This is a genomic window from Neobacillus sp. SAB-20_R2A (genome assembly GCF_049568635.1).
GTDB classification, from domain to species: domain Bacteria; phylum Bacillota; class Bacilli; order Bacillales; family Cytobacillaceae; genus Neobacillus; species Neobacillus citreus.
Window position 1 is genome coordinate 2,717,651 of the sequence record NZ_CP145895.1, and the last position, 14,554, is coordinate 2,732,204.

At 39.4% G+C, this 14,554-nt stretch carries 13 protein-coding genes; 11 read left to right on the forward strand and 2 right to left on the reverse strand.

The annotated features are described in order from the left end of the window. Nucleotides 1-233: 233 nt before the first annotated feature. The 10 genes from parE (at nt 234) to V5M37_RS13335 (ending at nt 11,552) form a co-directional block, all read left to right on the forward strand. On the forward strand, nt 234-2,213 hold the full coding sequence (gene parE / locus V5M37_RS13290) for a DNA topoisomerase IV subunit B (protein WP_423802345.1): 1,980 nt from the start codon (nt 234-236) through the stop codon (nt 2,211-2,213). After that, entirely contained in the window at nt 2,210-4,648 is a 2,439-nt protein-coding gene (gene parC, locus V5M37_RS13295; protein ID WP_423802346.1) for a DNA topoisomerase IV subunit A, read from the forward strand. The genes parE and parC overlap by 4 nt, the downstream gene beginning before the upstream one ends. Before the next feature lie 99 nt (nt 4,649-4,747). After that, nucleotides 4,748-5,506, forward strand: a complete 759-nt coding sequence (locus V5M37_RS13300) for a hypothetical protein (protein WP_423802347.1) — start codon at nt 4,748-4,750, stop codon at nt 5,504-5,506. Nucleotides 5,507-5,620: 114 nt separating this feature from the next. Beyond that, on the forward strand, nt 5,621-6,073 hold the full coding sequence (locus tag V5M37_RS13305) for a MarR family winged helix-turn-helix transcriptional regulator (protein WP_423802348.1): 453 nt from the start codon (nt 5,621-5,623) through the stop codon (nt 6,071-6,073). Between the two features lie 18 nt (nt 6,074-6,091). Beyond that, nucleotides 6,092-7,819: an ABC transporter ATP-binding protein gene (locus V5M37_RS13310; RefSeq protein WP_423802349.1), complete on the forward strand. Its 1,728-nt coding sequence runs from the start codon at nt 6,092-6,094 to the stop codon at nt 7,817-7,819. Continuing rightward, nucleotides 7,816-9,708, forward strand: coding sequence for an ABC transporter ATP-binding protein (locus V5M37_RS13315; RefSeq protein WP_423802350.1), 1,893 nt, complete (start codon nt 7,816-7,818; stop codon nt 9,706-9,708). Before V5M37_RS13310 ends, V5M37_RS13315 begins: the two co-directional genes overlap by 4 nt. A gap of 200 nt (nt 9,709-9,908) precedes the next feature. Continuing rightward, nucleotides 9,909-10,190: a hypothetical protein gene (locus tag V5M37_RS13320; protein WP_423802351.1), complete on the forward strand. Its 282-nt coding sequence runs from the start codon at nt 9,909-9,911 to the stop codon at nt 10,188-10,190. A gap of 169 nt (nt 10,191-10,359) precedes the next feature. Beyond that, nucleotides 10,360-10,836 carry a CarD family transcriptional regulator gene (locus tag V5M37_RS13325; RefSeq protein ID WP_213140075.1) on the forward strand — a complete coding sequence of 159 codons (477 nt, stop codon included), beginning with the start codon at nt 10,360-10,362 and terminating at the stop codon, nt 10,834-10,836. 124 nt (nt 10,837-10,960) lie between these two features. Further along, a complete protein-coding gene (locus V5M37_RS13330) occupies nt 10,961-11,158 on the forward strand; it encodes a sporulation protein Cse60 (RefSeq protein ID WP_423802352.1) in 198 nt (65 codons plus the stop codon). A gap of 193 nt (nt 11,159-11,351) precedes the next feature. Then, nucleotides 11,352-11,552, forward strand: a complete 201-nt coding sequence (locus V5M37_RS13335) for a cold-shock protein (protein WP_213115665.1) — start codon at nt 11,352-11,354, stop codon at nt 11,550-11,552. A gap of 76 nt (nt 11,553-11,628) precedes the next feature. On the opposite strand, the gene V5M37_RS13340 is transcribed toward V5M37_RS13335, so the two are convergent. Beyond that, nucleotides 11,629-12,054 carry a universal stress protein gene (locus tag V5M37_RS13340; RefSeq protein ID WP_423802353.1) on the reverse strand — a complete coding sequence of 142 codons (426 nt, stop codon included), beginning with the start codon at nt 12,052-12,054 and terminating at the stop codon, nt 11,629-11,631. 579 nt (nt 12,055-12,633) lie between these two features. After that, on the reverse strand, nt 12,634-13,722 hold the full coding sequence (gene xerS, locus V5M37_RS13345) for a tyrosine recombinase XerS (protein WP_423802354.1): 1,089 nt from the start codon (nt 13,720-13,722) through the stop codon (nt 12,634-12,636). A gap of 397 nt (nt 13,723-14,119) precedes the next feature. On the opposite strand from xerS, the gene V5M37_RS13350 reads away from it, so the two are divergent. Continuing rightward, nucleotides 14,120-14,497, forward strand: a complete 378-nt coding sequence (locus V5M37_RS13350; RefSeq protein WP_423802355.1) for a c-type cytochrome — start codon at nt 14,120-14,122, stop codon at nt 14,495-14,497. Nucleotides 14,498-14,554 lie beyond the last annotated feature (57 nt).

A 14,554-nucleotide genomic window follows, 5' to 3' on the forward strand; every position in this document is an offset into this window, starting at 1 on the left:
AAAATATAGGGGAATTAACCGTTCGAAAGACGATTGTTTAAAATTACTTATTTGCTAAATCGAAATAAATCGCTAAAATAAAGCATAGACGCCAAATGAACTTATGGTAAAATTAAGTAATGAAACGTTTGTTCTATTATTGTTTACGGAAAGAAAAATACATTTTTTTATAGATAGCAGGAATGTGTTTTTAGAATTGTTTTCTTTTTGTAGGGATGAAAGGGGTATTTTTAGTGGCAAGAAATCAACAAGCTTTTGAATACAATGATGATGCCATACAGGTACTAGAGGGACTAGAAGCAGTCAGAAAGCGTCCTGGAATGTACATTGGCAGCACCGATTCACGAGGACTGCATCATCTCGTCTATGAGATTGTCGATAACGCTGTCGATGAAGCGCTTGCAGGCTTTGGTGAACACATCATTGTCAAAATACACAAAGATAATTCGATCAGTGTCGTCGATAAAGGCCGCGGGATGCCTACGGGTATGCATAAAATGGGGAAACCGACACCGGAGGTCATCTTAACAGTACTGCATGCCGGGGGAAAATTCGGCCAAGGCGGATATAAAACAAGCGGCGGTTTGCACGGGGTTGGTGCTTCTGTCGTTAATGCATTGTCAGAATGGTTAATCGTCACCATTAAGAGAGACGGCTTTGTTTATGAACAGCGTTTTGAGAATGGCGGTAAGCCTGTTACAACACTCGAAAAGATCGGCAAAACCAACCAAAGCGGAACAACGATCCATTTTAAGCCTGACACCACAATCTTTTCGACTACCACTTATAATTTTGAAACATTGGGTGAACGATTACGAGAATCTGCCTTTTTATTAAAAGGCTTAAAAATAGAAATCATCGATGATCGAAACAATCTTCATGAGGTTTTCCATTACGAAAATGGAATAGAGGCTTTTGTTGCCTATTTAAACGAGGAGAAGGATTCTCTTCATCCTGTATTCAGCTTTGAAGGCACGCATAATGGCATTGAAGTCGATTTCGCCTTCCAATTTAATGATGGCTATTCTGAAAATGTCCTATCATTCGTCAACAATGTCCGCACAAAGGATGGCGGTACCCACGAGGTTGGTGCTAAAACGGCGATGACGAGGGTATTCAACGATTATGCGCGCAAGGTTGGTTTGCTGAAGGAAAAGGATAAAAATCTTGATGGTGCCGATATTCGTGAAGGATTATCTGCGATTGTTTCCGTTCGTATCCCTGAAGAACTATTGCAATTTGAGGGTCAGACAAAAGGGAAATTAGGGACAAGCGAAGCGCGGTCGGCTGTTGATTCTGTTGTTTCCGAGCATCTTTCTTACTTTTTGGAAGAAAATCCGGACATCAGTTCCCTGCTTGTTAAAAAGTCGATTAAAGCCTATCAGGCACGGGAAGCGGCCAGAAAAGCGCGTGAAGATGCCCGAAGCGGGAAAAAGCGCAAGCGCACTGAAACGGTATTGTCAGGAAAATTGACACCTGCTCAATCACGCAACCCGCAAAAAAATGAACTCTATTTGGTGGAGGGTGATTCCGCCGGGGGATCAGCAAAGCAAGGTCGCGACCGCCGTTTCCAGGCTGTATTGCCGCTAAGAGGTAAGGTTATTAACACAGAAAAGGCCAAGCTTTCCGACATTTTTAAGAATGAAGAGATTAACACGATTATTTATGCTATTGGCGGCGGAGTCGGTTCAGATTTCAATATTGAAGATATCAACTACGACAAAATCATTATTATGACAGACGCTGATACGGACGGAGCGCATATTCAGGTTCTTTTGCTGACGTTCTTTTACCGCTATATGAAGCCGCTTGTAGAAGCGGGCCGAGTGTTCATCGCCCTTCCTCCGCTCTTTAAAGTCAGCCGCGGCACAGGCAAGAAAGAAATCATCGAGTATGCCTGGAATGAAGATGAACTGCAGACAGCCATCAAAAAGGTCGGCAGAGGTTATATTATTCAGCGTTATAAAGGTCTTGGCGAAATGAATGCCGACCAGCTTTGGGAAACAACGATGGACCCAGAAACTAGGACGCTGATTCGTGTGAAAATTGACGATGCTGCTCGTGCAGAACGCCGGATCACCACGCTAATGGGCGATAAAGTTGAACCGCGCCGCAAATGGATTGAAAGTAACGTCGCGTTTGGATTGGAAGAAGACGATACGATTTTAGAAAATGAAAATATCTCTGTTGCAGAAGAGGGGGTTGAAGGATGAGTGCAAGTGAAAAATTCCGCGACTTACCTCTAGAGGACGTTCTTGGCGACCGTTTTGGCCGCTATAGTAAATACATTATTCAGGACCGCGCTTTGCCAGATGCTAGAGACGGTTTAAAGCCGGTTCAGCGAAGAATTTTATATGCCATGCATGTCGAGGGCAATACCCATGACAAAGGCTTCCGGAAAGCCGCCAAAACCGTTGGTAATGTTATTGGTAACTACCACCCGCATGGCGATTCGTCTGTTTATGAAGCGATGGTGCGGATGAGCCAGGACTGGAAGGTTCGCAATGTCCTGGTAGAAATGCATGGAAATAACGGTAGTGTTGACGGGGATCCGCCGGCAGCGATGCGTTATACTGAGGCACGGCTTTCGGCAATTGCTGCTGAACTATTGCGTGATATCGAAAAAGATACTGTTGATTTGATTCCTAACTTTGATGATACATCTAAGGAACCTACCGTTTTGCCGGCAGCGTTCCCGAATCTGCTCGTAAACGGATCAACAGGGATTTCAGCCGGTTATGCGACTGATATTCCGCCGCACCACCTGGGTGAGGTCATTGACGGTGTCATCATGCAAATGGATAACCCAGCCATCACGGTTGATGAATTAATGACAGTGATAAAAGGACCGGATTTCCCAACCGGTGGAATTATCCAAGGAATCGACGGGATTAAAAAAGCTTATGAAACTGGTAAAGGAAAAACCATCATTCGCGGGAAAGCGGAAATTGAAGATGTCCGCGGCGGCCGTCAGCAAATCGTCGTCACGGAAATTCCATACGAGATCAATAAAGCCAATCTTGTGAAAAAAATCGATGAATTCCGCCTCGACCGTAAAGTCGAAGGAATCTCAGAAGTTCGTGATGAAACAGACCGAACCGGCCTTAGAATCGTCATTGAACTTAAAAAAGATGCCGATGCAGCAGGAGTTTTGAACTATTTATATAAAAACAGCGACCTGCAAATTTCCTACAGCTTTAATATGGTCGCCATCCATAATAGACGGCCAAAACAAATGGGGCTTCGCGAACTGCTGGACGCCTATATTCAACATCAAAAAGAAGTCGTGACAAGAAGAACAACATTTGATTTAAACAAAGCAAGGGAACGTCAGCATATTGTTGAAGGTTTAATGAAGGCCTTATCCATACTTGATGAAGTGATCGCTACGATTCGGGCATCAAAAGATAAGCGTGATGCAAAAGATAACTTAATTGCGAAATACGCGTTCACAGAGCTTCAGTCAGAAGCAATTGTCTCTTTACAGCTTTATCGCTTAACAAATACCGACATTACGGCTTTAAGAAATGAAGCGGAAGAATTGGCCAAAAAGATCGAAGAACTGACTAGCATATTAGATAGTGAGAAAAAGCTTCTTTCCGTTATTAAAAAAGAGTTAAAAGAAGTGAAAAAACGCTTTGCTGATGAACGCCGTTCGAAAATTGAAGCAGAAATTCAAGAGCTGAAAATCAACCTAGAAGTTATGGTGCCAAGTGAAGATGTCATTGTGACGGTTACTGAACATGGCTATGTCAAACGGACGAGCCAGCGCTCTTATGCCGCTTCCAACGGTCAGGATTTTGCCATGAAGGAATCAGACCGTATCTTAGCGCAGCTTGATATGAATACACAGGATGTTCTGCTACTGTTCACGAATAAAGGGAATTACTTATATTGCCCAGTTCATGAACTTCCTGATATTCGCTGGAAGGACATGGGTCAGCACATCGCGAACATTATTCCAATTGACCGCGATGAAGATATTATCCAAGCCATACCGGTAAAGGATTTTGAGACAAATGCGTTCCTTGTCTTTATCACCAGAAACGGTATGGTTAAGAAAACCGAACTGAAGCAATATCATGCCCAGCGCTATTCCAAACCTCTGGTGGGCGTGAATCTGAAAGATGATGATCAGGTAATTGATGTCCATTTAACAGATGGTACAAAGGAAATATTCCTGATTTCGAATTTAGGTTATGCCTTATGGTTTGATGAAGAAGAAGTAAGCATCGTCGGACAGCGGGCCGCCGGAGTGAAAGGAATAAATCTGAAAGATGGCGATTACGTGGTTGGCGGTCAGGTTCTTGAGCCAAACAGTACCGAATCCATAGTCGTGGCCACCCAGCGCGGTGCATTGAAACGAATGAAACTACGTGAATTTGATAAAGCAACCCGAGCAAAACGGGGCGTTGTGATTCTTCGTGAACTAAAAGCCAATCCTCACCGAATAATGGGCTATGTTGCTGCTAAGGATCAGGATGAAATATTTATACTGACAGATAAAGGCTATATTGAGACAATAAAAACTTCAGACATTAAATTTAGTGACCGCTACTCCAATGGTTCTTTCATTCTAGATGAAGGAGTAAACGGAAAGGTGACAAGAGTTTGGAAGGTCGAAGGTAAAGAAATCCCAGCTGAATAATATTTTCATAAGGACTCTCTTAAAAAAGAGGGTCTTTTTTTTCATCTTTTTTCCATTCTTGGGCATACTAACAAATAATCAGTATGGGGAGGGATTAAAATGAAAAAAGAAACGCTTTTAGCTGTTTTTGCTTTTTTTATGGTTTCGCTTTCTGCCATTACAGTTGTTTATGCCATTGAAGAAAAAGCAAAAGTGATTACGATATCGAAAGAGGAAGAAGATATCACAGGTGATGGAAAAAACGAGGTAATCCAATTAAAGGGGGAACCCTACCAGGATGATGAAAATAGTTACCTAAAAGAAATTTTCATCGAAATAAATACTTCAGATGGGAAAACTACGACAATTCCATTGGAAAGTGGAGCAAAAGCAGCACTGCAGCTGGCGGATATTAATCATGATAGTGTTAAGGATGTATTTGCCACAGTATATACCGGCGGCAGCGGCGGAATCGTCGATACATTTTTATATACGCTTAAAGATTTTCAAAAAAAAGATCTAACTGCCTCTGAGCCTCTTGATATGGAAACTCATTTTTTAGATGGCTATAAAGCAGAAATAAAAATTAACGCTACAGGTAAATCCTATCTTTTCGACCTAAGAGATCGAAAGGATTATTATAAAAAAATGGGGCTTTATCGAAAAGGTAAACTGAATGAACCAACCGAATTAATGGTGAATCCTTTTAACAGTCTTGAACCTATCCAATTAGATGGGGGAAAATTAGGGTTAAAAGGTATTCAAAGAGTTACCGGAATTGCGAATGCAGATACCATTGCATTTGTGGAGTCTATCTGGACCTACTCAGATGGAAAATGGAAATTAGTTAAGGTAGAAGTAAAAAAAGAAGAGGTTTAGGATAAAAACACAGGAATCCCCTGTGTTTTTTGATTGACCGAAAAATTGTATACGAATTATACTTAGGTTGGTAAATAAATTAGTAACCTATCTATTTTATAGGAGGTGGAAAAAATGACGGATTATAATGCAAATACCACGCAAAAACTTCTGAGAGCATTTTCACAGTTTAGAAAGTCCGGATGGCACGATCGGCAAATAGCCGGTTATAATCCCAGTGAAATCAAGGTTCTTATGGCAATAAGGCATGAAACAAACGAGGAGAAACCGGATATGAAGGTTTCCGAGATTAGCAGTATTCTTAGGGTTACGTCCCCAACAGTTACGCAGATTATCAATAAGCTCGAGAAGGATGACCTTGTTGAACGCAACACCGACCCAGTTGACCGACGCGCTGTAAATATTCACCTAACAGAAAAAGGCATCGAAGTAACGAACGAAGCTAAAAAAGCTTTTACCGAAACTTTTGCAGGTTTAATTGATTATTTAGGGGAGGACGACAGTGAGAAGCTTGCTGAGCTTCTTAATAAAGTTTTTAACTATTTCGAGCATACCTATCGTCAATAAGGAATGGAGATGACCAAAATGCTTAAATTAGCAAAATTCCTAAAACCATTTCAGTTCCCTGTTATGTTTGTTTTGGTATTAGTGCTTCTGCAATCCTTGTCTGAACTGTATCTGCCGACCTTAATGGCCGATATCGTTGATAAGGGTGTAGTAACCGGCGATACACACTATATTTGGAAAATTGGCGGGTTCATGCTCCTCGTCGCGGCAGGCGGCATGATTTGCTCTGTCAGTGCCAGCTTTTTTTCCGCCAAAGCCGCTTCAGGTTTCGGAAAATTATTGCGAAGTAAAATCTTTTCCCATGTCGGCGATTTTTCCTTACAGGAATTTGATCAATTTGGAACAGCCTCACTCATCACGAGAACAACAAACGATATTACGCAAATACAGCAGGTGTTAATCATGATGCTCCGAATGATGGTCATGGCTCCAATGATGTGCATCGGCGGAATCATCATGGCTTTATCCAAAGACACCAAACTTTCTTTAGTTCTCGCTGTGGCGATTCCCATATTAATTATCATTATTTTAATTGTACAAAGAAATGCTATTCCATTATTTAAATCGATGCAGGTAAAACTAGATAACCTAAATCGCGTCTTACGGGAAAATTTAACTGGAATTCGTGTGATCCGTTCCTTTAATCGAATCCGGCATGAGAAGAAGCGATTCGACGAAGCCAGCTGGGATCTTACCCAAACCGCGATAAAGGTCAATAAACTGATGGCCGTCATGATGCCTACGATGATGATTATCCTAAACCTGACTACAGTAGCGATTATCTGGTTTGGCGGCATCCGCATCAGTAATGGGCACATGGAAGTGGGTGACATGATGGCCTTTATCCAATACGCGATGCAAATCATGTTCTCCTTCTTGATGTTATCGATGATGTTTGTGATGATTCCAAGAGCTTCTGTATCAGCAGTAAGAATTATTGAGGTGCTAGATACAACGGCTGATATTAAAAATCCATCAATTCCCCGTCCCCCAGTAAGCAGCAATGGGGAGGTTGAATTTCAGAATGTCAGCTTTTCCTATCCAGGAGCTGAAATGCCTGCTATTTCGAATATTTCTTTTAAAATGAGGCCAGGTGAAATCACCGCGATTATCGGTGGAACCGGCTCAGGTAAATCAACGCTTATTAATTTGATTCCTCGCTTTTATGACGCTGGCAGCGGCAAAGTGTTGGTTGACGGAATCGATGTACGAGATATGACTCAGGATTTACTTCGCAAAAAAATTGGCTTTGTCCCGCAGCAAGCTGTTCTTTTTACAGGGACTATTTCGGAAAATATTCGATACGGCAAAGAAGAAGCATCGGATGAAGAAGTGCGTCATGCCGCTGAAATTGCCCAAGCGGCAGAGTTTATAAACGAAATGCCTGAAGGCTACAACACGCTGATTGCCCAAGGCGGAACAAATGTTTCGGGCGGGCAGAAACAGCGTTTATCCATTGCTCGCGCGCTGGTCCGAAGACCGGAAATCTATATTTTCGATGACAGCTTTTCTGCTTTAGATTTTAAAACAGATGCCAAGCTTCGGGCGGCATTAAAAGAAGAAACGCAGCAATCTACTGTATTAATTGTTGCCCAGCGCGTCAGCACCATCATCGATGCGGACCAGATTATCGTCCTTGATAATGGCGAAATTGCTGGAATTGGCAAACATAAAGAGCTGATGGAATCCAGCAAAGTTTATCGTGAAATTGTCATGTCTCAGCTTTCTGAGGAGGAAATCGCATGAGTAAAGATTCACAGAATCATAGACCTCAACCAGGACCTGGTCCTCGGGGGCCTGGCGGCGGATTTGGTCCAATGGGAATGGGTGCCCCTGTTCAAAAAGCAAAGGATTTTAAAGGAACGCTGAAACGGTTAATTGCGTATTTAATGCCCTTTAAAATTCAGCTCGTATCGGTTCTGGTCACCGCCATCATCAGTACCGTATTTTCGATCGTCAGTCCTAAAATAATGGGGAAAGCGACAACCAAACTATTTGAAGGCTTGATGATGAAGTTTAGAGGGGTTCCTGGAGCAAAAATTGACTTTGAATACATCGGGCATATCATTTTATTATTAATTGGGCTTTATATTTTAAGTGCTGTTTTTGCATACATTCAGCAATATATTATGGCGGGAGTGGCACAAAAAACAGTTTACCAGCTTCGTAAGGAAGTAGAAGAAAAGCTAAACCGTCTGCCTTTAAAATATTTTGATGCACGCACCCATGGTGAAATCCTCAGCAGGGCAGTAAATGATGTCGATAACATCAGCACCACCTTGCAGCAAAGCTTAACCCAGCTGATTACCTCAGTGGTTACCTTAATTGGTGTAATTGTGATGATGCTTTCGATTAGTCCGCTAATGACATTGATTGTGGTGGTGACACTGCCGCTTAGTTTTATTGCGACAGCAAATATTGCCAAACGTTCACAAGCCTATTTCAAGGGACAGCAAAAGGCGCTTGGCCAGCTAAACGGACATGTTGAAGAAATGTATACCGGCCATAAGGTTATTAAGGTATTTGGCCGTGAGCAAAAGTCGATTGATCAATTCGAAGAAATCAATGAAAGACTTTATCAAGCAGGCTGGAAGGCGCAATTTATGTCTGGGTTAATTATGCCATTCATGTCGTTTATCAATAACATCGGTTATGTACTTGTATCTGTGGCAGGCGGAATATTGGTCACAAAAAAAGCGATTGAAATAGGTGACATTCAGGCATTTATCCAATATGCTAGACAATTTTCCCAACCGATTACCCAGACCGCGATGATTGCCAACGTGATTCAGTCAACGGTGGCCAGCGCAGAGCGGGTGTTTGAAATCCTTGATGAAACAGAAGAGATTAAGGAAGCTGCCACAACAAAAAAGCTAGCTGAGCCAAAGGGCGAGGTAAAATTCGAGGATGTTTCTTTCGGATATAAAGAAAATGAATTATTAGTCGAAGATATGAACATTGAAGTCAAACCAGGGCAAAAGGTTGCTATCGTTGGTCCGACTGGAGCGGGTAAAACAACACTTATTAATCTATTAATGCGTTTTTACGAAATCAATACCGGTAAAATTTTGATTGACGGAATCGATACACGGGATATGAAGAGAGAGCACCTGCGCGGCTTATTTGGAATGGTGCTCCAGGATACATGGCTCTTTAACAGCACAATTCGTGACAACATCGCCTATGGAAGGGATGGAGCAACAGAAGAGGAAATTGTTGCTGCTGCACAAGCTGCTAATGCAGACCACTTTATCCGCACATTGCCTGATGGCTATGATACCATCTTAAATGAGGAAGCTTCGAATATTTCTCAGGGTCAAAAGCAGCTATTAACGATTGCTAGGGCGATTCTTGCAGATCCGGCGATGTTAATCCTTGACGAGGCTACAAGCAGCGTTGATACTCGGACCGAAGTCCAGATACAAAAGGCGATGGATCATTTGATGAAGGGTCGCACAAGCTTTGTCATAGCCCACCGACTATCAACGATCCGCGACGCAGATATCATTCTAGTCATGAACAACGGCCGTGTTATTGAAAAGGGAAATCATCAGGAATTGTTGGAGAAAGACGGGTTCTATGCAGATTTATATAATAGTCAATTTTCTGGTGGACGTATGAAAAATGCAGGATAAGTATACGAAAAAAGCGCTAAGGACTGCTTTCCTAGTGAAGCAGCTGCCAAAGCGCTTTTTTTTGTGCAATTAGATTGAAATAGCCGGCTATTGTGGGACATTTTGAAGTAGCGGAGCAGTTTAGTTACCGAAACGATAAATATTCATAAATGGTTTATGGCGTAATTGACATATACTATTAACATTAAGGAGATGAAAAAATGGAAGAAGACTTTTATTTCTCAAAAAAACAATTTATTAAAGGTTTAAAGATGCCGAAAAGTATAGATGGCTTGATGATGAAAAGAGGCGATGTATCACTCGCTAAGATTAATGGTGAATGGAAAAAATACACAGAATCTGTACCGAGAGGAAGAAAACCATTATCAAATCATGATGATTTAGTTTTGATTGGCTACGGTAACGATGTTGAAATTGAACGTGAAAAGCTTTCACAGGAACAAATTGAAACTTTGATTATAGAAATGGAAAATAATCAATAATTCAAAAATACTGAACTACGAACAATGGGCATCGAGCCCATTGTTTTTTTTATTATCAGATCAGGGGAAAAGTGTTGACATTGACTAAAAACAGATGATATAATTAAAAATTTTGTTATTTCGAAGTCGTATGGTATACTTAAGATGTACTTAATTTGGAGGTGGTTAGTTGTTTCAAGTTGGTGATTGCATCGTTTATCCAATGCAGGGAGCAGGAGTTATTGAAGCAATAGAAGTAAAGGAAATTCAAGGTGAAAAACAGCAGTATTATATAATAAATATGCGAATCAATAAAATGCAAGTCATGATCCCTATCGCAAAAGTAGAAAAATCAAGAATTCGTTTAGCTACCGATTTGATTACACTTGAAAACGTATTGGACATTTTTTATCATGGTGTAACCGATACAACCCTTTCGATGAAAGAAAGATACAAAATTAATTTGGAAAAACTTAAATCAGGTAATATCCAAGAAGGCGCGGAAGTTGTACGGGACTTAATGAGAATAAACAAAAATAAATCGCTCAATTCAAGCGAAAAGCAGATGCTGGAGAGTGCACGAAGGATTTTTATCAGTGAACTAGGTTTAATTAGAGGTATAACTGAAAATCAAGCAATAGATTTAATAAATAACAAGGTTGGTTAAATGCTTTATTTCAAAGTTTAACTTTAACGCCTAATCTATAAGAAACCCCTTTTGTTTAAAAGGGATTTTTTCTTATGTTTATTAAAGTATATTTTAGCAATTTCTATAAAGGGAGGAAGAATAAATGTACGAGGCAAAAGGTTTTCAAAGCACGGACTTTGCAGAACTTATACGGGTTGTTAATGATTTTCTTGGTACATTAGAGGAAGGAAAGCTGATAGATGTTAAATACAATTCTGTTCCTCTTGCTGTAAGCACACATACAGAATATGGGGTTTATCCAGATACAAAATACACCGCAATGATTATATTTAACAAATAGTCAGTCCAAACAGTCTAACAATATGATAAATTTTTCGTCTTCTTGCAATTTTTTACAAAGAATGCGATAATTAAAAAGAATTATTTTTGTTCGGTGTAAAGGATTGGTATAAGTTTGAACTTTTCGTCTTGATCATCACTGAGAGCAAGGATAGTATTACATTGTGTGTATTTACACACTAGGAGGCAACACAATGGAAAAAGGTAAAGTAAAATGGTTTAATGGCGAAAAAGGCTTCGGATTCATCGAACGTGAAGGTGGAGAAGACGTATTCGTACATTTCTCAGCGATTCAAGGCGAAGGCTTCAAAACATTAGATGAAGGTCAATCAGTTACTTTTGACGTTGAGCAAGGTAACCGCGGACCACAAGCATCAAACGTTCGTAAAGCTTAACAAAACCAAAAGAGGCTGTCCCAAAAGTGTAACTTTTCAGGGGCAGCCCTTTTTTATTTAATTACTATTTTTTATACTATTTAATTATTAAAACAGGACAATGCGCTAGCTGGGAAACTTTCTGGCTGACGCTTCCGAGCATTAACCCTTTAATATTCCCCAACCCTCTGCTTCCTATGACAATCAGCTGATAGTTTAATTCATCTGCTTTTTTGACAATTTGAATCGCCGGTTCTCCCATTACAAAATGGGATTCTATCTCAATTCCTTCTTCATTTGCAAGAGTAACCGCTTGTTGTAATAGATCACGGCCTTTTGTCTCTTGGTCAGTATATATATTATCAATTGTTTTTATTGGCATCCCATCGACAATTTGCAAATTTTTCTCCACATGGATAACACCAATTTTAGAATATCTTTCATTAGCAAATTTTAAAGCGGTTTGTAATGCTTTTTCACTCATTTTAGAACCGTCTATGGCTACAAGAATCCGATTGAACATAGGATCATCCCCAATAAATATATTTATTTTTTAATATATTTAAGTATACATTATTTTATTGAAGAATTTGCTTCTACTACAGAAATACCTGCTTTTTGTGAGGCAGCTTTTTTTCCGAACAATAAATAATGTAATAGCATTTTAGAGATAGATGTTGTAATCATTCTTTAGAGAAAAACAAAGAGGGAGGAGGGGAGGTATTTTTCAAATCGCTGATGAAAGTGATAACCAAGATCTCAACATTATACAATTGTTGGATTTTCGGATGAAACTAGCTAGGTATTTTTAGGGAAGAGGCAAATCAAATAAGCAAAAAATATAAGTTCAAACCAAAGTTAATTTAATCGCAAATTTATTATTAATTAAGGGGCTAAAGTGAGTTAGCTGCGAATCAGATAAGAAATATGAGTATATATATTACTGAAAAAATAACTAAAAATTTTGTTTCGTCTCACTATCTTAAGTATACTCTAGAATTGAGATATCATAAATTTTATTAACTATAAATATATTATGTAAACTAATAAATTGAAATAAAACAAGGAGGAGGCTGCTATTTAATACAGCCTTCTTATCATTTTAATCTATTTGTTCCTTCGGCATATCCATCTTATCAACAGCAATCTTTAAGTCATCATTCTTAATATGCGTGTAAATCATCGTAGTTTGAATCGATGAATGACCTAATTGCCGGCGTAACTTTGGCACATCATTGATTTCCGCATGATATCTGGTTGCAAATGAATGCCGTAATTTATGAACTGATAATGATGGTTTACCGAACGCAGTTGCATATTTTTCAATTAATTTTTCCACTGATCGCGCTGTCAGCCTTCTTGTTTTGCCTTTTGGACCTATCGGAGCAGCCACAAATAATGCTTTCATATTTTTATCAACCTGGTATTTTAGAATCCTGATTGCTAGGTATTCTTGTAAATCATCCATGGCCGTTTGGCTAAAATAAACAAATTGTTCTTTATTTCCTTTGCGAATCACTCGTGCACTATACTTACTGAAATCAATATCTTCAAGATCTAAACCAATTAGCTCAGAAAGACGTAATCCAGAACCTAAAATCAATGATACAATCGCGGTATCACGTTCTTTATTTAATTGATGAAAATTGAAGATTTTTTTGTTTTCTTTATTGATTTCGCCATATTCATGGGCGACAAACAGACGAAATCGCTCATATTCATCCCCAAGCAGAATTTTGCCTTCCATTTTATTTGCCTTCGTTTCCAAACTTTCCTTAACTTCGTTAAACTCTATTTTCGCCATGACATTACGATTAATATAGGGTTCCAAATCCGGTGTTTCCGCGATATTTTGCAGGTAATTAAAAAGGGATTTCAACGCAGATAATTTACGGTTAACGGTTAATTCTTTGTTATTTAATTCGTAATGAAGAAAATTTAAAAATCCTTCGACTTCAATGACTGTCATTTTTTCAAGACGTTCCAATGGGATCTCTTTGATGCTGCCGGACCATAATTGCTCAGTAATCATCCAGTTAAAGAAGATTTTATAGTCGTGACAATAGTTGAACAACGATGCAGTAGAAAGTTTTCGTAATTTATGATTTATGTATTCTTCAACATACCAAGGGAGTTCATTAAGCATTGCCTGGAGCTTTTTGAAATTTTCCTGTTTTGCTGGATTTACCATAATAACACCTCTACTATATTTTACCTCCTAAGGATTATTACGTCAAATTTATATTTTACGTAATAATTAAATTTGTAATTACCTCTACTTTTTTCTTTGAGATACACAAACTTTTATCCTTTACCTATTCAATTAAATGGCCCTTTGTTGGAATAATATGTCCTTCTGAATTTTAGGCATTCTAGTAGTTTTCTCTTTTATGCGTAGTTTCCATTTATCTGCTCATACTTATATCAAAGGGTATTTTGGTTTACTTATTCGCAAGGATGAGTGGTCGTACATATAACATCTTTCTTACATTATATGCACGACAAATCCTTGCGTTTGTAAGGTTAGATTTAGTTTGCACATCATTTTTATTTCTTGTATCGAAAAAATAAAATTAGGAGGCGATTTTATGAAAAACACTGTTTTAATTGCCCTGGCCATCCTTGTGATTGGAATTGGTGGATTTTTTATTCTCAGTAATGTGCAAGACCAAAGAGAATCAGCACAAGAAACGCCTGCTCAGCAAGAAGGCAAAGAAGGAGCGGTATCCAAAGAAGGAGCGGTATCCAAAGTTGACGGAGAATCCATTTATAAGAAAACTTGTGTAAGCTGTCATGGAGATCAATACCAAGGCGGAGTCGGGCCTTCTTTAAAAGGAGTAGGTTCCCGTTTATCGGATAAGGAGATCGAGGACATCATCCAACACGGCCGAGGCGGTATGCCAGCTGGTTTGGTGTCCAAAGAGGATGCGCCAGGAATGGCTGCATGGCTGAAAACATTAAAATAATTCCGATGAAAAAAATTAAAAAGGGAACTTAAATGAAATCAAGTTCCCTCTCTCCTC

Excerpts from the sequence above, each read along its gene's own strand:
- V5M37_RS13335 (WP_213115665.1), top strand. The coding sequence starts at position 11,352 with ATGGAAAAAGGTAAAGTAAAATGGTTTAATGGCGAAAAAGGCTTCGGA.
- V5M37_RS13300 (WP_423802347.1), top strand. The coding sequence starts at position 4,748 with ATGAAAAAAGAAACGCTTTTAGCTGTTTTTGCTTTTTTTATGGTTTCG.
- V5M37_RS13310 (WP_423802349.1), top strand. The coding sequence starts at position 6,092 with ATGCTTAAATTAGCAAAATTCCTAAAACCATTTCAGTTCCCTGTTATG.
- V5M37_RS13330 (WP_423802352.1), top strand. The coding sequence starts at position 10,961 with ATGTACGAGGCAAAAGGTTTTCAAAGCACGGACTTTGCAGAACTTATA.
- parC (WP_423802346.1), top strand. The coding sequence starts at position 2,210 with ATGAGTGCAAGTGAAAAATTCCGCGACTTACCTCTAGAGGACGTTCTT.
- V5M37_RS13350 (WP_423802355.1), top strand. The coding sequence starts at position 14,120 with ATGAAAAACACTGTTTTAATTGCCCTGGCCATCCTTGTGATTGGAATT.
- V5M37_RS13305 (WP_423802348.1), top strand. The coding sequence starts at position 5,621 with ATGACGGATTATAATGCAAATACCACGCAAAAACTTCTGAGAGCATTT.
- xerS (WP_423802354.1), bottom strand. The coding sequence starts at position 13,722 with ATGGTAAATCCAGCAAAACAGGAAAATTTCAAAAAGCTCCAGGCAATG.
- V5M37_RS13340 (WP_423802353.1), bottom strand. The coding sequence starts at position 12,054 with ATGTTCAATCGGATTCTTGTAGCCATAGACGGTTCTAAAATGAGTGAA.
- V5M37_RS13315 (WP_423802350.1), top strand. The coding sequence starts at position 7,816 with ATGAGTAAAGATTCACAGAATCATAGACCTCAACCAGGACCTGGTCCT.
- V5M37_RS13320 (WP_423802351.1), top strand. The coding sequence starts at position 9,909 with ATGGAAGAAGACTTTTATTTCTCAAAAAAACAATTTATTAAAGGTTTA.